Raw genomic sequence first — 18,161 nt, 5'->3', positions numbered from 1 at the left:
CTCAGGCGCTGGCCAGCGTCAGCTTCACCGCGAAGCCCAGGAACAGCGCCCCCGCCGCCGAGGTCGCCGTCGCCGCCAGCCGCTTGCGGCGGCGGAAGGCGGCGGCCAGCCTGGTGCCGCTGAATATCAGGGCGGTCAGGTACAGGAAGCTGGCCAGCTGGGCGAAGGCGCCGAGGACGACGAAGGACAGCGCCGGGTAGGCGTATCCCGGGTCCACGAACTGCACGAAGAAGGCGACGAAGAACAGGATCGCCTTCGGGTTGAAGAGGCTGATCACCAGGGCGCGGCGGTACGGCCGCTCCTGCGGGCCGGCTGCCTCGGGTGCCGCGTCCTGGGCCACCGTCCGCTCCCGGCGCGCGAGCCACATCGACCGGGCCGCCCGGAGCATGCCGACCGCCAGCCAGGTGAGATAGCCGGCGCCCGCGTACTTCACGATCCCGAACAGCACGGCGTTGGCCTGGAGCAGCGAGGCCACCCCGGCCGCGGACAGCGTCATCAGCACGGTGTCGCCGCACCACACCCCCGCGGCGGCCGTGTACCCCGTCCGTACGCCCTGCCGGGCGGCGACCGAGAGCACGTACAGCGAGTTGGGGCCGGGCAGCAGGACGATCAGGACGAGGCCTGCCAGATAGGTGGGGAGATCGATGACACCGAACATGCGAAGAAGTCTCGCACGGGGGTCTGACACCGCCCCCTGCGCCACGGGTCACAAGCCGGCCGCCGGGACGTACACGCCCCACACCTCCCGTAGCGCGTCGCACACCTCCCCGACCGTCGCCCGCGCCCGCAGGGCCGCTTTCATCGGGCCGAGGACGTTGTCGTCGCCCTCGGCGGCCTCCTTGAGGGCGGCCAGGGCCGAGGTGACGGCCGGCCGGTCCCGTTCGGCGCGCAGCCGCGCCAGCCGTTCCGCCTGCCGGGCCTCGATGGCCGGGTCGACGCGGAGCGGCTCGTACGGCTCCTCCTCGTCGAGCCGGAAGCGGTTGACGCCGACCACCACCCGCTCCCCCGCATCCGTCTCCCGCGCGATGCGGTAGGCGTTGCGTTCGATCTCGCCCTTCTGGAAACCGGCCTCGATCGCCGCCACCGCGCCGCCCAGTTCCTCGACCCGGAGCATCAGACCGACGGCCGCGGCCTCCACGTCGTCGGTCATCCGCTCCACCGCGTAGGAACCCGCGAAGGGGTCCACCGTCGCCGTCACGTCGGTCTCGTAGGCCAGGACCTGCTGGGTGCGCAGGGCGAGCCGCGCGCTCTTGTCCGTCGGCAGGGCGATCGCCTCGTCGAAGGAGTTGGTGTGCAGCGACTGGGTGCCGCCGAGGACCGCGGCCAGGGCCTGGACGGCCACCCGGACCAGGTTCACCTCCGGCTGCTGGGCGGTCAGCTGGACGCCCGCCGTCTGGGTGTGGAAGCGGAGCATCAGCGACCTGGGGTCCCGCGCCCCGAACTCCTCCCGCATCACCCGCGCCCAGATCCGGCGCGCCGCACGGAACTTGGCCACCTCCTCGAGGAGCGTCGTACGGGCCACGAAGAAGAAGGACAGGCGGGGTGCGAAGTCGTCGACGTCCAGGCCGGCCGCGACCGCGGTCCGCACGTACTCGATGCCGTCGGCGAGCGTGAAGGCGATCTCCTGCGCCGGGGAGGCCCCGGCCTCGGCCATGTGGTAGCCGGAGATCGAGATCGTGTTCCACCTCGGGATCTCGGCCCGGCAGTACCGGAAGGTGTCCGCGATCAGCCTCAGGGACGGTCCGGGCGGGTAGATGTACGTGCCCCGCGCGATGTACTCCTTGAGGATGTCGTTCTGGATCGTGCCGGTCAGCCGGTCGGCGCTCACCCCCTGCTCCTCGGCCACCAGCTGGTAGAGCAGCAACAGCACGGCGGCCGGGGCGTTGATCGTCATCGACGTCGACACCTTGTCCAGCGGGATCCCGCCGAACAGCACCCGCATGTCGTCGATCGAGTCGATCGCCACGCCCACCTTGCCGACCTCGCCGTGCGCCAGGGGGGCGTCGGAGTCGTGGCCCATCTGGGTGGGCAGGTCGAAGGCGACGGACAGGCCCGTGGTGCCGTGGGCGTTCAGCCGCCGGTAGCGGGCGTTGGACTCGGCCGCCGTGCCGAAGCCGGCGTACTGGCGCATGGTCCATGGGCGGCCGGTGTACATCGTCGGGTAGACGCCCCTGGTGAAGGGGTACGAACCCGGGTCGCCGAGTCTCTCGGCCGGGTCCCAGCCCGCGAGCGCCGACGGGCCGTAGACCGGCTCGACGGGCAGTCCTGACTCCGACTCACGGACCATGGTGGCCGACCTCCGTGGTGCGCAGTACGCCGGTACGTCTCTCACTTCCCACCATGCCCCGTTGTTCGGCGGCGGTCACGCGGGGAAGCATCCTCGGCATGAAGGTCTCGGGGTACTCAGGGATCGTGGGGCGGCCCGCCGGCGCGCTCGCCTCGGCCGCCGTACTCACGGCACTCACCGCGCTCTGCGGCTGCACGGTGCAGCCGCCGGACGGCACGGACGGCAAGGGGAACTCGCCCGTCCATGTCGAGCTTCCACCCACCCGGACACCCGGCGGAACAGCCGGCTCGGCACCCGGCGGAGCAGGCGGCCCGACGTCCGGCGCGGCGTCGGGCCGGGCGCGCCGTGCGGCTCCCGCCCCGACACCGTCCGTCGTCGAGACCACCCCGCCGCACATCGTCTTCACCCGCGGCGACACCGGTACCGGCGTGCGTGAGCTCCAGGCCCGGCTGCGCCAGGTCGCCTGGCTGTTCGACGGGCCGACGGGGACGTACGACGACCTCACCGCCCAGGCCGTCAAGGGCTTCCAGGGCAAGCGCGGGCTGCCGCAGACGGGCGAGACCGACGCCGTGACCTGGCAGCGGCTGCGGAGGATGACGCACACGCCGGGCAAGTGGGAGCTGTATCTGATGGGCGGTCAGCCGGCCGCCGCGCCCGATCCGCGGTGCCTGACCGGCCGGGTGCTGTGCATCAGCAAGACCAGCCGGACGCTGCGCTGGATGGTCGACGGACGCACGGTCTCGACGATGTCGGTGCGGTTCGGAGCCCAGTACACCCCGACCCGTGAGGGCGTGTTCCACATCTACTGGAAGTCACGCCACCATGTGTCGACGCTCTACCACTCCCCGATGCCGTACGCGATGTTCTTCAGCGGCGGCCAGGCGGTGCACTACTCCTACGACTTCGCGGCCCGGGGTTACGCGGGCGGCTCGCACGGCTGCGTCAACGTCCGGGACGAGGCGGCGGTCTCGGCTCTCTTCGCGCAGGTGCGCAACGGCGACAAGGTCGTCGTCTACTGGTGAGTGCCGGGCGATGTGTGGGGCGCGGGCGGGACCGGGGGAACGTGTCCCGCCCGCGCCGATGCACGAGCCACGGGTACGGGGGGAACCCCGGCTCTGTGCGACGGCCGATGACCAGTCGGCTCACTCTGTACTGCGCCGCCGCCGCCGAAAACGTCACACCCTGCCGGGAAAAAGTTCAGCGCCTTTCAAAACCGCAGGTCACAGCGGTGCGTAAAGGTCAAAGCGCGCTGTATGTGGGGTCGGGCGAGGGGTCGGCCCGGTTCGGCAGCAGGGGCGCGAACGCCGTCGGGGAGGCGGCCACACCGTCCTGACGGTGGTGGCCCCGGCCGCCGCCTCCGCTTCGGCCGGGCTGACCGTCGTCGTCACCGCCCTGGCCGCCGCCGCTGCCGCTGTCACCGCCGCCCGGGCCGCTGTTCTGGCCGCCCTGGCCGTTGCCGTCGCCCTTGCCGTCGCCCTTGCCGTCGTCGGAGACGCCGTTCTTGCCGCCCGCGCCGGCGCCGATGAGGACCTTGCAGAACTTGTTCACCCGTCCTGCGCCGCCCGCCAGGCCCTCCAGGGCACGTCTGCGGTCGGCGCCCAGGGACTTGCCGTCCTGGATGTCACGGCAGAACGCCAGCGCACGGCTCCATCCGTTCCCGGAGGTGCCGCGCGAACCGGTCTCCCGGTCCTTCGGCTTGCCGGACGGGTCGGGCGAGGGCTGTACGGGGGCGCGGGAGGTGGCACCGGCGGAGGGCGCGCCGGTCTCGCCGCCTAGCAGGGACTCGGTCGAGGGCGAGCCCTGCGGGCGTACGGGGGTACCGGCGGCCGAGACGGAGGCTCCCGGCGCGGGGCGGTCGTCGCCGAACGGTGTCGGCAGCACCCCGGTACCCGCGGCCACCGCGACCCCGCCGAGCATGCCGGCGGTCAGGGCGGCGGCCAGGGCGAACCGCGCGGGGCGGGCCCAGGCAGGGACACGGGGCGGCCGGGGACCGGCGCCGATGCGGATGAGACCCGCGTCGGAGCCACGCCCGAACCGGGCCGGCTGCCGCGCCACGGAGGTCCACTCGTCCCCGGCGGATTCGCGCGCTTTGCGGAAGGCAGCCAGCGCGGCCTCCTCGCCGGGGAGTTCGACGGTGGCCGACGCGGTCCCCACGGAGAGCGCGCCGAGCGTCCTGGCAAGGCGTTCTGCCTGGTCACGGGCCGATTCGTCGACGGCTTCCAGCGACTCACCGCGCAGCAGACGTTCCGCCGTCACCCGGTTCAGCCACTTGTCCTGCTCGTCGGCCATCACATGTCCTTCTGCGTCCGCGAACGCGTATGCGTCACAGTGGCGGACGTCACCGTACGATCCTTCGGTTCTCGCTGGGGCGGAAGCGCGTCGAGGACGCCTCCCGCCTGCTCCGGGTCGGCGCCGAGGAGTTCCGCGAGTTTCTTCAGGCCCCGGTGGGCGGCCGTGCGGACGGCGCCGGCGCGTTTGCCGAGCGTCTCGGCGGCCGTCTTGGCGTCGAGGCCCATGACGACTCTGAGGACGACCGCCTCGGCCTGGTCCTGGGGCAGCCGAGCGATGAGGGCGAGGGTGGAGTCGGTGGTCAGCGCCTCGATGGCCTCGCCGGCGGTGTCCGAATCGGCGGCCCGGCCGGTCAGTTCCGTCTCGTCGCCGCCGATCGCGGGGCGGCGGCCGCGCATCCGTATGTGGTCGAGGGCGCGGTTGCGGGCGATCCGGGCGGCCCAGCCGCGGAACCGGTCCGCGTCGCCCTCGAACCGGTCGAGGTCACGGGCTATCTGCAGCCATGCCTCGGAGGCGACGTCCTCGGCGTCCGGATCGCCGACGAGTGTGCGGACGTATCCGAGCAGGCGGGGCTGCACCGCGCGATAGACGATGCGGAAGGCGGTTTCGTCCCCGCCCTGTGCCGCACGTACCGCGGCGGTCAACTCCGCGTCGTCCCCCAGCACCCGATCCCTCTTCGCGCCTAATCCGGCGCCGCTCTCGCGGACGTGGTCCTCGCCGTCGTGGTTCCTCAATTGATGGTTGCGGTAATCGGGACGCAGATGGTTGCGGTGGTCATGCGTCCTCCGCGGCCCGGCGCGAAAGGCACGTTACGACCTGAAACCGCTCGCCGTCCACGTCCGTACAATCTGCAACTAACTCGTGACGCCCTGAGGTGTGACAGAAAACGCACTCATGGCGCTGAAGAGAGTACGGGCCGCCGCGCGGTCCGTGCCGCGCGACGGCCGGGGCCTCTCCTGTGGGGGGTGGCGGCCCCGGCCGTTGCCTCGGTGCCTCGTGGACGCGACAACGCCGAGTGGCTCAGGGCCGGTTCGCCGCCACGGCTCCCGATACGCGGGATCGGTCGCCTTGTTCGAATGACCCGTGGTGTCGGGCTGTTTCGTATGACTGGACTTGCCCTACTTCCTTCCATTCGTGATCGTCTGCGACAGCACCTGGGCGCAGCACGCGGTTGCGTTCGTCTCACCACCCGCGGCCCGCGCCAACCGCTGCCAGGCCGTGTTCACCTCGGCGGCCATCGGCGAGTGACGTTTGGTCAGGACCGGACGCTGTCTCTAAGGGTCACCTGTGCGACAGGTGTGCCAGGTGCGACAGCCGTGGTCTTTTTCTAGGGGTGGGGACGAGTGAGTTCACGCGGAAAGCGTGCGTACAGACCGTTGAGCATGAAGCGACGGGCGTGGCTGACGCTCGGCGCGGTGGTCCTGGGCGGCGGGGGTGTGGTGACGTACGCCGTCGCCAGCCCGTCCGCCGGCCACGGCGCCGAGGGGCGGGCCAAGCGACCGGTGAAGGTCTACGAACTGGCCCTGAAGGGCAGCGCGAGCGGCGAGCGGGAGCTGCCGCGTACGAACACCGCGCGGTTCTCGATGCTCGGCGTGTCCTGGACGGGGGCGACCAAGCGGCTGCACGGCACGGCCCAGGTACGCACCCGGAGTGTCGACACCGGGGAGTGGACCGCCTGGCAGGACCTGGAGGCGGCCGACCCGCTGGAGGACCCGAAGGCCGAGCCCGACGCGCGCGGCGCGTCCGAGCCGCTGTGGGTCGGCCCCTCCGACGGTGTCCAGGTACAGGTCGTCCACCAGGACGGCTCCACCAGCTCCGGTCTGCCCACGGGACTCCAGGTGAACCTGGTCGACCCCGGGGTGGCGACCAGCGCGGAGACGAAGGCCGAACCGGCCGCGTACGTGGCGGAGGGCACCCCGAGCGACAGCGCGTCGCCCGCCGACACCGACAGCGCCTCGCCCGCCGACTCCGTCTCGCCCAGTGCGTCCGTGACAGCCTCCGACCCGGCTTCCCCGAGCGACAGCGCGTCGGCGTCCCCGAGCGACTCGGCCTCCACGTCGGCGTCCCCCTCGGCGTCGGCTTCGCAGAGCGCGTCCGCGAGCCCGTCGGCGACCACGCCCACCGCGCCACCGTCCACCGTCCCCGAGCCGCCGATCGTGTCGCGCGCCGGCTGGGGCGCCGACGAGTCGCTGAGCCCCGACCCGTCGGAGTACAACGCCGACGTGAAGGCCGTCTTCGTCCACCACACTGACGGGACGAACGACTACTCCTGCTCCGACTCCGCGGCGATCGTGCGGGGCATCTACGCGTACCACACGCAGACCGAGCACTGGAACGACATCGGCTACAACTTCCTGGTCGACAAGTGCGGGACGATCTTCGAGGGCCGCAAGGGCGGCGTCGACCGGCCGGTGCTCGGCGCGCACACCTACGGCTGGAACCGGGAGTCGGCCGGTATCGCGGTGCTCGGTGACTACACCTCCAGCGGCGCCACCGACGCGGCCCTCGCGTCGGTCGCCCGAATAGCGGCCTGGAAGCTCGGCCAGTACGGCGCCGACCCCGCCGGCACCGTCAAGCTCACGGCGGGCGCGACCCAGACGAACTTCTTCGGCACCAGCTTCACCGCGGGTACCGCGTACACCTTCAACCGGATCTCCGGTCACCGCGACGGCTACAACACCCAGTGCCCCGGCAACTCCCTCTACCCCCAGCTGCCGACGATCCGCGCCTGGGCGGCCGGCCCGGTGCAGGGCCTGAAGCTCACCTCGCTGTCCGGCGCGAGCCTGTCCGGCTCGAAGTACTACACCAAGGGCGCGCTCACGGCGAAGTGGTCGGCCACCACCCCCGGTTCGCTGATCTCGAAGTTCGAGCTGCTGGTGGACGGCAAGGTCACCGCTACCGCCTCCGGCACGGCCGCCTCGGTGGGCGCCACGCTCGGCGCGGGCAGCCACACCGTCGCCGTACGAGCCGTGCACCAGTCGGGCAGGACCACGACGACCGCCGCGGTGACCGTCGTCACCGACACCACCGCGCCGACGTTCACCACCGCGCCGAAGCTCTCTCTGCGCACCGGCACCGTCAGCACCACGGCCGTCCCGGTCACCCTCGGCTGGAAGGCCACCGACAACGCCGCGCTGAAGTCGGTGAGTCTGCTGACCCCGACGACGGCCACCTTCGGACCGACCACGACCAGTTCCAGCCGCACGGCCAAGTCCGCCACCGCGAGCACCTGGTCGATGAAGGCGTACGACTACGCGGGCAACACCCGCACCTCGTCGCCGTCCTTCACCCCGATGATCATGCAGGAGACCTCGGCCACCAAGTCCGGTACCTGGACGGCCCGTTCGTCCACCAACTACCTGGGCGGCAAGTCGTACTCCAGCGGTTCCAAGGGCGCGAGCCTGACCTGGACCTTCACCGGACGGTCCGCGTCCTGGGTGGTCTCGCGGGCGTCCACCTCGGGCCAGGCGTACGTCTACGTCGACGGCACCAAGGTCGCGACCGTCGACCTGAAGTCCTCGACGACCTCCTACCGCCAGGCGATCTGGACGAAGACCTGGTCGGCCGGCGCCAAGCACACCGTGAAGATCGTCGTGGTCGGCACCAGCGGCCGTCCGACGATCACTACGGACGGCCTGGTCTATCTCAAGTAGCCGGGCTCAAGTAGCCAGGCTCAAGTGGCCGAGTCGACCGGTTCGGGCGTCCGCTCCCGCGCAGTCTGCGGGGTGGGCGCCCGGTCCGCGTTCACGACCACCCCGGCGATCAGCGCGCCCAGCAGCAGCGCGCCCATCGCCCACCAGGTGGCGACGTTGAAGCCGTGCACCAGCGCCGTCGCCTGGAGCTGCCGCCGGTTCACGCCCGGCCCCGCGTGCGCCGTCAGATAGCGCGCGGTCACACTCGCGGCGATGGTGTTCAGCAACGCCGTGCCGATCGAGCCGCCCACCTGCTGGGCGGTGTTGAAGGTCGCCGAGGCCGCCCCCGAGTCACGCGGCGCGACACTGCCCGTGGCCAGCGACACCGACGTCATCATGGCCGTACCCATGCCGAGGCCGAGCATCAGCATCGCGGGCAGGATGTGCGAGGCGTACGCGGGTTCGGTGCCCACCTGCGCGATGATCGCCAGCGCGCCGGCCGCGATGAGCAGCCCCGGGACCATCAGCACCCGCGGCGGCACCTTGTTCAGCAGCCGGGCCGCGACCTGCGTGGAGCCGGTGACCATGCCGACCGTGATGGGCAGATAGGCGACGCCCGTCTTGACCGGCGAGTACCCGAGGACGCCCTGCATGTAGTAGGTGAGGAACAGGAAGACGCCGAACATGCCGATCGTGACGAGCAGCACGGTCAGGAAGGCGCCCACCCGCTGACGGTCCTTCACCACCGACATCGGCAGCAGCGGCACCCGCGCCCGCGTCTGCCACAGCCCGAACACCCCGAGCAGGACGACCCCGGCGGCGAGCAGGGCCAGCACCAGGCCGTCGCTCCAACTCCGCGGCTCCGCCTCGGAGAAGCCGTACACGAGGGAGAGCATCCCGGCCGACCCCAGCAGTGCGCCCGGTACGTCGAGGCGGGCGTCGGGGTGGCGCTCCCCTGGCGCGAGCAGGGCCAGCGCGCCGAAGAAGGCGATGAGGGCGATGGGCACGTTGACGTACAGGCACCAGCGCCAGTCCAGGTACTGGGTGAGGAAGCCGCCCGCGAGCAGTCCGACCGCGGCACCGGCGCCGATGATCGCGCCGAAGATGCCGAAGGCCTTCCCGCGGTCCCTGGGGTCGGTGAACGTCGTCGCGATCAGCGACAGCGCGGCCGGTGCCAGCAGCGCGGCGAACACACCCTGCAGGGCCCGCGCCCCGAACAGCATCCCGGAGTTGGCCGCGGCGCCGCCGAGCGCGGAGGCGGCCGCGAAGCCGACGAGCCCGGTCATGAACGCCGGCTTGCGCCCGGCGAGGTCGCCGATCCGGCCGCCGAGCAGCAGCAGTCCGCCGAAGGCGAGCGTGTAGGCGGTGATGACCCACTGCCTGTTGCCGTCCGACATGTGCAGAGCGGCCTGGGCGGAAGGGAGCGCGATATTGACGATGGTCATGTCCAGCACGACCATCAGCTGGGCCAGTGCGATGACGACCAGGGCCCACCAGCGTCGGTTGTCGGCCATGGGCCAATCGTGCTCCCGGCCAAGCCACTTGGGAACGCCCGCGTCTCCTATTGCGGGGTTTTTACCGAGCCCCCCCGGCCGACCCTCAGGGCTGCCCCATGGCTACCCCACGGCGTCCCGGCACAGCAGCCGCAGCGAACCGTGGCCGCCGTAACACCGCCGGGCCTCGTCGACGGGGTCCCAGAGCCGGCCGTCCGGGGTGCGGATCCAGTGGTCGCCACCGGACGACCACCACTCGGCGCCGGTCTGACGGGCAATCACCTCGCCGGCGTAGCACCCGAGGCCGCGCAGCATCTCCCGTACCGCGTCGTACGGCGCGCCCTCCCGGCGTATCTCCTCGATCACCCGGTCGACCCGCCACAGACTCTGCGCCGAGTAGTCGAGCCGGACCCGCGCGCCCTCGCGCATCATGGCCACCGCGTCCGCCGCCCAGCGCGCCGGTTTCGTGGCGGCGTGCGGCCTGGTCTGCTGCTGTGCTGTCACGTAGTGAACTGTCACATAGGGAAAAGCGAGGTCAGCGACGGTTTCGTCACTCCGGTTCGGGGTGTTCCGGCAACCGGTGCAGGACCCCCGCAAGTCCGCCGCAGCTCCGCCGCACGGCACTCACAGGAACCTCTCAGGTGGGCCCGCCGGCCCGGTTCAGCCGCGCCCGCGGGCCCGGCGTGACACCACCGCGCGCAGCACCCGGCGGCCCTCGGTGGAGACGTCCAGCGCGCGGCGCAGCCCGGCCTCGCCATGGCCGGCGAGCAGTTCGAGGACGGTGACCTGGCGGCGCAGTTCGGCGGCGACCAGCGGGGACATGTCCTCGGTACCGCCCTCGCGGCGGGTGTCGACGGAGGGTGCCGGGTCCTCGGCGGGGTCGAGGAGCCGGTGGATGCGCAGCGAGGCCACGGAACAGGCGTCGGCCCACCGCCGTACCTCGTCGGGATCCCGGTCCACGGGGGCGGCGTCGAGCATGCGACGGGCGAGCAGCCCTGCCTCGGCCTCGCCGGTGGCGAGGGCGCCCCGGGCCTTCTCCAGGCCCTCGCCCCATCCGGAGTCGTCGGCGAGACTCGTCCACAGCGGCCGCAGCACCAGGTCGTCGCCTCCGAGCAGTGGCACGCACCGGTCCAAACAAGCCAGTCCGCTGACGGCCAGCCCGCGTTCATCGGCCTGCGCGATCAGCTCCACCAGGCTCATCCCACGCCCCCCAATCGGTACGTACCAAGGCGCCGACCTGTACGGAGCCCGCACTTCCCCTTACTGCGTGCAAGCGCCCGGGAGTGTCACAGCGGTACGACGCTCAGTAGACCGAGCAGTCGGAAGAAAGGGTTTTCGGCCAACGCCGCCTATGGCTCGGGACCGGCGCTCAGTACGGCGAGGAGCGCGCCGGGGTCCGCGGCGTGCCCGGCCTCGGCGGTCCAGGCAACGGCACGGCCGCCGGCGTCGTGGGGTTCGGGTGAGTAGTCCCGTCCCGGGCCGAACACACCACAGGGGCGCCGGAGTCCGCCAGACGCGTGCGGCCGTGCCTCAGAGTGCTGCCGGGGCGGCGCCCGCCAGCGCCTTCTCGTGCTGCATCCGGGTCAGCCGCACCACGACGAGGATCGCGAGGACGGCGGCGGCGATGTCGAGGGCGTCCGAGACCAGCATCCCGAGGGCGTCGTCACGGGCCTGGGCCGCGCCCTCGGTGTCGCCGTTGCCGCCGGTCACGACGCGGCCGGCGAACAGCGAGGCCAGCCAGAGCGTCCACCAGGCGTTGATCAGCGCATGCGAACGGGTCGTCCCCCACGGGCTGCTGGCGTCCCAGATGTCGAGGGTGATCCGGTGCGGGTACCAGAGGTTCACGACCGGCACGAACCAGCCGCCGATCGCCCAGCCCGGCGATTTGCGGTGTCCGAGCGGGTTGAAGACCTGGGCGTTGGCCCGCACCCGGTGGAACCAGCACAGGTACACCACCGCGCAGCTGACCAGGGACAGGGCCTGGGCCCCGACGGCGAGGCCGGAGAGCGAGTCGGCGCGGTCGGCCCGGCGGAACGCGGCGGCGCCGGTCTCCCCGTCGGCCAGGGCGCCCGTGGCGTCGTACTGGAGGAGGTCCGCGCAGACGGCGAACAGGTCGGCGGCGACGACCGCGCCGAGCAGCACGGCGGCGGCCCAGCCGAGGCCCACGGGTGAGCGCAGCCACAGCCCCGGCGCGCTGCCGAAGACCGGGACGGGCTCGGGCGAGGCGCCCAGGCAGCGTCGGCACAGGGCCGCGCCGGGCGCGGCGGCGAAGTGGTGGCAGCGGGCGCAGATCAAGACGGTTCCCCCGGGGTAGGGCACGGGACCCTCCCCTGGTCCGCGCGCGGAAGCGGAACATACGGCCCGTCACCGCCGTACGTCCACCTCTCGGCGCATGTCAGCCCAGCTTGCCCGCCAGGGTCTTGAAGTCGGTCCAGGACATGGCGGGGGTGCCCGGGTCCCAGAGCTTCTGGATCGTGGCCCGCAGCGGCATCCGGATGCCGGCGGCGACCTGGTCCTGCGTCTGGGAGTTCGCGAGGTCGCACCAGACGGCGAAGGAGCCGCCGAGGATCTGTGGGTCGTACCGCGTGGCCACGGCGCCGGTGCCGCGCAGCACGCGCGGGGTCCACTGCTGGTAGATCCGCTGTCCGGTCGGGTAGACGAAGGTGTTGGGCTGCCCGAGGACGTAGTAGAGGAACTCGTCGTTGTAGTTGAGGACCTCCCGCCCCGCGCTCAGGTACTCCACCGGTTGCCGGGCGCCGATCTCCTTGCCGGTCCAGTAGGCGACCTGGAGGTCCTTGGCCGGCTGCACGGAGGTGCCCCGGAAGAAGCCGTCGTTCCAGACCCGCATGGTCCGGTCGTGGGCGCGGACGGTGTCGGCGCGGTCGCCCAGCCAGCCGGTGGTGAGGTCGGCGACGGTGCCCGACGCGCCGTACGCCTCCTGGGCGGCGGCCGCCAGCTGCGGGTAGGAGGCCTGCGGGTCGGCGACGGTGAGCGCCTGGTACTCGTCGCCGCCGAGATTCCAGTAGGAGCCCGGGAACAGGTCGGCGTACTCGTCGAGCAGGTCGTCGACGATCTTCGCCGAGTCGTCCTGGGAGATGTCGATGGCGCCCTTGGTGGCGACGCCCTGCGCGTTGCGCAACTGCAGGTCCGGGTGGGCGGCGAGGACGGCGCCGAGGTGACCGGGCGAGTCGATCTCGGGCACCACCTGGATGTGCCGACCGGCGGCGAGGGCGACGATCTGCTTGACCTGAGCCTTGGTCAGGTGGTCCCGGGAGACGATCTCGGGGTGGGTGGTGGACTCGATCCGGAACCCCTGGTCGTCGGAGAAGTGCAGCCCGAACTGGTTGAACTTCAGATCGCCCAGTTCCTTTATCCGGCTCTCGATCCAGCCCGCGGTGAACGGCTTGCGCGCGATGTCCAGCATGAACCCGCGCTGCGGCTTGGCCGGCTGGTCCCTGACGACCCCCTCCGGGGCGCTGCCGCCGCCCTGCACCTCCTGCTTGAGCGTCCGGGTGCCGTAGAAGACACCCGCGTCACCGGGCCCGCTGATCCGCACCGACCCGCCGCGCACGGTCATCGTGTACGACTCCGGGTCCCCGGTCCCGCCGAGGTCGAGCCGCAGGTCGCCCGCCCTGACGTCCTCGTTCGCCGCCTTCTGGCCGGCGTACGACAGTCCCAGCTCACCCGCTGTCAGCCGCCCCTCGTCGATGAGCGCCGCGTCGCTCACCACGACCCGCCCGCCCTGCTGGGGGCGCCAGCCGGGTCCGCGGGCGGCGGTGTGGGAGCGCACGGCGGGGATGGTGCGCGGGGCCTGGGAGAGGGGGTAGCTGCGGGTCGGCGAGGGGGTGGGGGTCGCGGCGGCCCGATCGGCGGACGAGGCGGCCGTCCTGCCCCCGGACGACTGCCGGGCGGCCGAGCCGGCCGGGGTCCCGCCGTCACCCGAAGTGGCGGCCCAGACGCCGATGCCGGTGCCGAGCGCGACGGTCCCCACGAAGGCCGCGGCGATCACCGCCCGCCTCCGTGTCACCTGCCGCGCCGAGGGCCTGCGCTTGTGGTGGCTCACCGGTCCAACGTACGACGCATCCACCGCACGGATGTCATCCGACCGCTCCGAAACTCTCCCCTTCGGGTGAAATTGAGGCAACCAACCGACACACCGTGAACGTCCTCGATAACGTCGACGACACATCTCTCACAGCATCCCCTGCCACACCGCATGTGACGCGAGGACCCACGCTGGCCGCCCACCGTCTGCCCCACCTCCCCACCCCGCTGGACGCGTTCAACACCGCGCCCGACGACGAGGTCGGTGCCCTCCTCCTGTACTGCCTGCGCAGCCTGCGCTGGTCCCGTCGGCTCGCCGACCACCGCCCCTACCCGGACGTGGAGTCCCTGCTGGCGGCGGCGGACGAGGCGGCCTACGACCTGTCCCCGGCAGACCTCGCCGAGGCCCTGGCGGGCGAGTTCCTCCCCGAGCTGCCCGAGGACACCTATTCGGCGGCCCACACGGCCCTGACCGCGGCCCACGCGGCCTACGAGGCCAAGTTCGGACACGTGTTCGTCATCCACCTGGGCGACATGCCCCCCGGCGAGTCACTGGACCGCGTCCTGGAAGGCATCCGATCACGTTTGACAAACGATCCGGAGGAAGAGCGGGTCGTGACAGCGGAGGAACTCCGCCGCCTGGCACGAGGACGGCTCCTGATCCTCCTCAGGGGCGCGGGGCAGTGCTCATCAGCGCCTCCACCGCGGGACGCGAACAACCCCCACGGCGCCGCACCCGGCAGATGACAGCACAACCCCGGATGCCGCCCGGCTAACCCATACGCGTGCCACTTTGATCACACCGGTAGGCCCGGCGTAAGCCCAGCGGTGGCGCATCGCTACGATGCTGGGGGCCGGTGGACCGTACCCGGCCGGGCCCGACCGACACCAAGCCGGCGCGGCTCCAATCCCCGCTCCCGGAGGGACTTCCGTGCCGGCTGGAACGCTGTACCGCGGCCGGGAAGGAATGTGGTCCTGGGTGGCTCACCGAGTCACCGGCGTCCTCATTTTCTTCTTCCTGTTCGTTCACGTGCTGGACACCGCTCTCGTCCGTGTCTCCCCCGAGGACTACGACAAGGTCGTAGCCACGTACAAGTCGCCGATCGTCGCGCTGCTGGAGTACGGCCTCGTGGCCGCCATCCTCTTCCACGCGCTCAACGGCCTGCGCGTCATCGCCGTCGACTTCTGGTCGAAGGGCCCGCGCTACCAGAAGCAGATGCTCTGGACGGTCGTCGGTGTCTGGGTCGTCCTGATGGCCGGGGCCATTTACCCCGTTCTCGGCCACGCCGCTCGTGTCCTGTTCGGGAGCTGACGCAGATGTCGACCACTGAAACCACCGCAGCCGGCGTCGGGCCCGTCGAGGGCGCCCCCCTCTTCAACGTCGACAACCCGGCCCCTCTGATCGAGGCCCCGCGCAAACGCACCAAGAAGTCCCCGAAGTCCACCCGGGGCAACTTCGAGATGGCCGCCTGGCTCTTCATGCGTCTGTCGGGCGTCGTGCTGGTCGTCCTGGTCCTCGGCCACCTGCTGATCCAGCTGGTGCTGGACGGCGGCGTGTCGAAGATCGGCTTCGCGTTCGTGGCCGGCCGCTGGGCGAGCCCCTTCTGGCAGGTCTGGGACCTGCTGATGCTGTGGCTGGCGATGCTGCACGGCGCGAACGGCCTGCGCACGATCATCAACGACTACGCGGAGCGCGCGAACACCCGGCTGTGGCTGAAGGGGCTGCTCTACACGGCCACGGTGTTCACCATCCTGCTGGGCTCACTGGTGATCTTCACCTTCGACCCGAACATCCGCTAGGCACGGGGCTGCGAGAATCATGAAGATCCACAAGTACGACACCGTCATCGTCGGCGCCGGCGGCGCGGGCATGCGCGCGGCCATCGAGTCGACGAAGCGCAGCCGCACCGCGGTCCTGACCAAGCTCTACCCCACCCGCTCCCACACGGGCGCCGCGCAGGGCGGCATGGCCGCCGCGCTGGCCAACGTGGAGGAGGACAACTGGGAGTGGCACACCTTCGACACGATCAAGGGCGGTGACTACCTGGTCGACCAGGACGCCGCCGAGATCCTGGCGAAGGAGGCCATCGACGCCGTCCTCGACCTGGAGAAGATGGGCCTGCCGTTCAACCGGACGCCGGGCGGCACGATCGACCAGCGCCGGTTCGGCGGTCACTCCCGCAACCACGGCGAGGCGCCGGTCCGCCGGTCCTGCTACGCGGCCGACCGCACCGGTCACATGATCCTCCAGACGCTGTACCAGAACTGCGTCAAGGAGGGCGTGGAGTTCTTCAACGAGTTCTACGTCCTGGACCAGCTGATCACCGAGGTCGACGGCGAGAAGCGCTCGGCCGGTGTCGTGGCGTACGAGCTGGCGACCGGCGAGATCCACGTCTTCCAGGCGAAGGCGGTCATCTACGCGTCCGGCGGCACCGGCAAGTTCTTCAAGGTGACGTCCAACGCGCACACGCTGACCGGCGACGGCCAGGCCGCCGTCTACCGCCGGGGGCTGCCGCTGGAGGACATGGAGTTCTTCCAGTTCCACCCGACCGGCATCTGGCGCATGGGCATCCTGCTGACGGAGGGCGCCCGTGGTGAGGGCGGCATCCTCCGCAACAAGGACGGCGAGCGCTTCATGGAGAAGTACGCGCCGGTCATGAAGGACCTGGCGTCCCGTGACGTCGTCTCCCGGTCCATCTACACGGAGATCCGGGAGGGCCGCGGCTGCGGTCCCGAGGGCGACCACGTCTACCTCGACCTCACCCACCTGCCGCCGGAGCAGCTGGACGCCAAGCTCCCGGACATCACCGAGTTCGCGCGCACCTACCTCGGCATCGAGCCGTACACGGACCCGATCCCGATCCAGCCCACCGCGCACTACGCGATGGGCGGCATCCCGACGAACGTCCAGGGTGAGGTCCTGATCGACAACACCACGGTCGTCCCGGGCCTGTACGCGGCCGGCGAGGTCGCCTGTGTGTCGGTGCACGGCGCCAACCGGCTGGGCACGAACTCCCTGCTGGACATCAACGTGTTCGGCCGCCGGGCGGGCATCGCCGCCGCGGCGTACAGCCACACCGCGGACTACGTGGACCTGCCGGAGAACCCGGCCGAGTTCGTCGTCTCGCAGATCGAGCGGCTGCGCACCTCGACGGGCAACGAGCGGGTCGCCACGCTCCGCAAGGAGCTCCAGGAGACCATGGACGCCAACGTCATGGTGTTCCGCACCGAGCAGACGATCAAGACGGCCGTGGAGAAGATCGCGGAGCTGCGCGAGCGCTACCGGAACGTCTCGATCCAGGACAAGGGCAAGCGGTTCAACACCGACCTGCTGGAGGCCATCGAGCTCGGCAACCTGCTGGACCTGGCCGAGGTCATGGCGGTCTCCGCGCTGGCCCGCAAGGAGTCCCGCGGCGGTCACTACCGCGAGGACTACCCCAACCGCGACGACGTCAACTTCATGCGCCACACCATGGCGTACCGCGAGGTGGGCGACGACGGCGCCGAGTCCATCCGTCTCGATTACAAGCCGGTCGTCCAGACCCGCTACCAGCCGATGGAGCGTAAGTACTGATGGCAACCCCTGTTCTGGACAAGGCGGACGCGGCCGGAGAGCCCGAGCCCGGCTTCGCCGACTCCCCGTACATCACGGTCACCTTCCGGATCCGCCGCTTCAACCCGGAGGTCTCCGCGGACGCCGTCTGGGAAGACTTCCAGCTGGAGATCGACCCGAAGGAGCGCGTCCTCGACGGCCTCCACAAGATCAAGTGGGACGTCGACGGCACGCTGACCTTCCGCCGCTCCTGCGCGCACGGCATCTGCGGCTCGGACGCGATGCGGATCAACGGCAAGAACCGCCTCGCCTGCAAGACGCTGATCAAGGACATCAACCCCGAGAAGCCGATCACGGTCGAGCCCATAAAGGGCCTGACGGTCCTGAAGGACCTGGTCGTCGACATGGAGCCGTTCTTCCAGGCGTACCGGGACGTGATGCCGTTCCTCATCACGAACGACACCAACGAGCCGACACGCGAGCGTCTGCAGTCCGCCGAGGACCGCGAGCGCTTCGACGACACCACGAAGTGCATCCTGTGCGCCGCGTGCACGTCGTCCTGCCCGGTCTTCTGGAACGACGGCCAGTACTTCGGCCCGGCGGCGATCGTCAACGCGCACCGCTTCATCTTCGACTCGCGTGACGAGGCGGCCGAGCAGCGCCTGGAGATCCTGAACGACCGCGACGGCGTCTGGCGCTGCCGCACGACCTTCAACTGCACGGACGCCTGCCCGCGCGGCATCGAGGTCACCAAGGCGATCCAGGAAGTCAAGCGCGCCCTGATCACGCGCCGCTTCTGATCCCGGCTCCGCCAGGACCACAAGGGCCCCGCTCCCCGGAAGGAGCGGGGCCCTTCCGCGTGT

At 71.1% G+C, this 18,161-nt stretch carries 16 protein-coding genes; 7 read left to right on the top strand and 9 right to left on the bottom strand.

Translation table 11 applies throughout. The features are described 5' to 3' along the window. Window position 1: 1 nt before the first annotated feature. Window positions 2-658, bottom strand: coding sequence for a leucine efflux protein LeuE (gene leuE, locus AB0D59_RS10165; RefSeq protein ID WP_362563096.1), 657 nt, complete (start codon window positions 656-658; stop codon window positions 2-4). Window positions 659-706: 48 nt separating this feature from the next. Further along, window positions 707-2,287, bottom strand: a complete 1,581-nt coding sequence (locus AB0D59_RS10160; RefSeq protein WP_362563094.1) for a methylmalonyl-CoA mutase family protein — start codon at window positions 2,285-2,287, stop codon at window positions 707-709. Between the two features lie 98 nt (window positions 2,288-2,385). Between AB0D59_RS10160 and AB0D59_RS10155 the strand changes: the two genes are divergently transcribed. After that, window positions 2,386-3,309, top strand: a complete 924-nt coding sequence (locus tag AB0D59_RS10155; RefSeq protein WP_362563091.1) for a L,D-transpeptidase family protein — start codon at window positions 2,386-2,388, stop codon at window positions 3,307-3,309. A 217-nt stretch (window positions 3,310-3,526) separates the two neighbouring features. Here AB0D59_RS10155 and AB0D59_RS10150 read toward each other — a convergent pair whose 3' ends face one another. After that, window positions 3,527-4,576 carry a hypothetical protein gene (locus AB0D59_RS10150; protein WP_362563088.1) on the bottom strand — a complete coding sequence of 350 codons (1,050 nt, stop codon included), beginning with the start codon at window positions 4,574-4,576 and terminating at the stop codon, window positions 3,527-3,529. Next, on the bottom strand, window positions 4,576-5,241 hold the full coding sequence (locus AB0D59_RS10145) for an RNA polymerase sigma factor (protein WP_362563528.1): 666 nt from the start codon (window positions 5,239-5,241) through the stop codon (window positions 4,576-4,578). The genes AB0D59_RS10150 and AB0D59_RS10145 overlap by 1 nt, the downstream gene beginning before the upstream one ends. Window positions 5,242-5,958: 717 nt before the next feature. Between AB0D59_RS10145 and AB0D59_RS10140 the strand changes: the two genes are divergently transcribed. Further along, on the top strand, window positions 5,959-8,229 hold the full coding sequence (locus AB0D59_RS10140; protein WP_362563086.1) for a peptidoglycan recognition protein: 2,271 nt from the start codon (window positions 5,959-5,961) through the stop codon (window positions 8,227-8,229). 20 nt (window positions 8,230-8,249) lie between these two features. On the opposite strand, the gene AB0D59_RS10135 is transcribed toward AB0D59_RS10140, so the two are convergent. The 5 genes from AB0D59_RS10135 to AB0D59_RS10115 form a co-directional block, all read right to left on the bottom strand. Further along, window positions 8,250-9,722, bottom strand: a complete 1,473-nt coding sequence (locus tag AB0D59_RS10135) for an MFS transporter (protein WP_362563083.1) — start codon at window positions 9,720-9,722, stop codon at window positions 8,250-8,252. A 102-nt stretch (window positions 9,723-9,824) separates the two neighbouring features. Beyond that, window positions 9,825-10,205, bottom strand: a complete 381-nt coding sequence (locus tag AB0D59_RS10130) for a hypothetical protein (protein WP_362563080.1) — start codon at window positions 10,203-10,205, stop codon at window positions 9,825-9,827. 156 nt (window positions 10,206-10,361) lie between these two features. After that, window positions 10,362-10,901: a hypothetical protein gene (locus AB0D59_RS10125; RefSeq protein WP_362563077.1), complete on the bottom strand. Its 540-nt coding sequence runs from the start codon at window positions 10,899-10,901 to the stop codon at window positions 10,362-10,364. A 330-nt stretch (window positions 10,902-11,231) separates the two neighbouring features. Then, complete coding sequence (locus AB0D59_RS10120; RefSeq protein ID WP_362563074.1) at window positions 11,232-12,020, bottom strand: DUF4328 domain-containing protein; 789 nt, start codon at window positions 12,018-12,020, stop codon at window positions 11,232-11,234. 76 nt (window positions 12,021-12,096) lie between these two features. Then, window positions 12,097-13,728 carry a glycoside hydrolase family 20 protein gene (locus tag AB0D59_RS10115; protein ID WP_362563526.1) on the bottom strand — a complete coding sequence of 544 codons (1,632 nt, stop codon included), beginning with the start codon at window positions 13,726-13,728 and terminating at the stop codon, window positions 12,097-12,099. Between the two features lie 191 nt (window positions 13,729-13,919). Here AB0D59_RS10115 and AB0D59_RS10110 point away from each other — a divergent pair, with 191 nt between their 5' ends. The 5 genes from AB0D59_RS10110 (at window position 13,920) to AB0D59_RS10090 (ending at window position 18,098) form a co-directional block, all read left to right on the top strand. Next, window positions 13,920-14,492: a 2-oxo-4-hydroxy-4-carboxy-5-ureidoimidazoline decarboxylase gene (locus tag AB0D59_RS10110; protein WP_362563071.1), complete on the top strand. Its 573-nt coding sequence runs from the start codon at window positions 13,920-13,922 to the stop codon at window positions 14,490-14,492. Window positions 14,493-14,676: 184 nt separating this feature from the next. After that, the gene (gene sdhC, locus AB0D59_RS10105; protein ID WP_362563068.1) at window positions 14,677-15,057 is read left to right on the top strand and encodes a succinate dehydrogenase, cytochrome b556 subunit; all 381 of its coding nucleotides are present in this window, start codon (window positions 14,677-14,679) and stop codon (window positions 15,055-15,057) included. Window positions 15,058-15,062: 5 nt separating this feature from the next. Then, on the top strand, window positions 15,063-15,545 hold the full coding sequence (locus AB0D59_RS10100; protein ID WP_351693256.1) for a succinate dehydrogenase hydrophobic membrane anchor subunit: 483 nt from the start codon (window positions 15,063-15,065) through the stop codon (window positions 15,543-15,545). Window positions 15,546-15,564: 19 nt separating this feature from the next. Continuing rightward, window positions 15,565-17,319 carry a succinate dehydrogenase flavoprotein subunit gene (gene sdhA / locus AB0D59_RS10095; RefSeq protein ID WP_362563065.1) on the top strand — a complete coding sequence of 585 codons (1,755 nt, stop codon included), beginning with the start codon at window positions 15,565-15,567 and terminating at the stop codon, window positions 17,317-17,319. Beyond that, on the top strand, window positions 17,319-18,098 hold the full coding sequence (locus tag AB0D59_RS10090) for a succinate dehydrogenase iron-sulfur subunit (protein ID WP_362563063.1): 780 nt from the start codon (window positions 17,319-17,321) through the stop codon (window positions 18,096-18,098). The genes sdhA and AB0D59_RS10090 overlap by 1 nt, the downstream gene beginning before the upstream one ends. Window positions 18,099-18,161 lie beyond the last annotated feature (63 nt).

The organism is Streptomyces sp. NPDC048417 (genome assembly GCF_040651615.1).
GTDB lineage: Bacteria > Actinomycetota > Actinomycetes > Streptomycetales > Streptomycetaceae > Streptomyces.
This window is presented reverse-complemented; position numbering and strand designations above follow the sequence as displayed.

Coding starts and splice junctions, on each gene's coding strand:
- AB0D59_RS10125 (WP_362563077.1), bottom strand. CDS start 10,901: ATGAGCCTGGTGGAGCTGATCGCGCAGGCCGATGAACGCGGGCTGGCC.
- leuE (WP_362563096.1), bottom strand. CDS start 658: ATGTTCGGTGTCATCGATCTCCCCACCTATCTGGCAGGCCTCGTCCTG.
- AB0D59_RS10160 (WP_362563094.1), bottom strand. CDS start 2,287: ATGGTCCGTGAGTCGGAGTCAGGACTGCCCGTCGAGCCGGTCTACGGC.
- sdhA (WP_362563065.1), top strand. CDS start 15,565: ATGAAGATCCACAAGTACGACACCGTCATCGTCGGCGCCGGCGGCGCG.
- AB0D59_RS10135 (WP_362563083.1), bottom strand. CDS start 9,722: ATGGCCGACAACCGACGCTGGTGGGCCCTGGTCGTCATCGCACTGGCC.
- AB0D59_RS10150 (WP_362563088.1), bottom strand. CDS start 4,576: ATGGCCGACGAGCAGGACAAGTGGCTGAACCGGGTGACGGCGGAACGT.
- AB0D59_RS10100 (WP_351693256.1), top strand. CDS start 15,063: ATGTCGACCACTGAAACCACCGCAGCCGGCGTCGGGCCCGTCGAGGGC.
- AB0D59_RS10140 (WP_362563086.1), top strand. CDS start 5,959: ATGAAGCGACGGGCGTGGCTGACGCTCGGCGCGGTGGTCCTGGGCGGC.
- AB0D59_RS10090 (WP_362563063.1), top strand. CDS start 17,319: ATGGCAACCCCTGTTCTGGACAAGGCGGACGCGGCCGGAGAGCCCGAG.
- AB0D59_RS10155 (WP_362563091.1), top strand. CDS start 2,386: ATGAAGGTCTCGGGGTACTCAGGGATCGTGGGGCGGCCCGCCGGCGCG.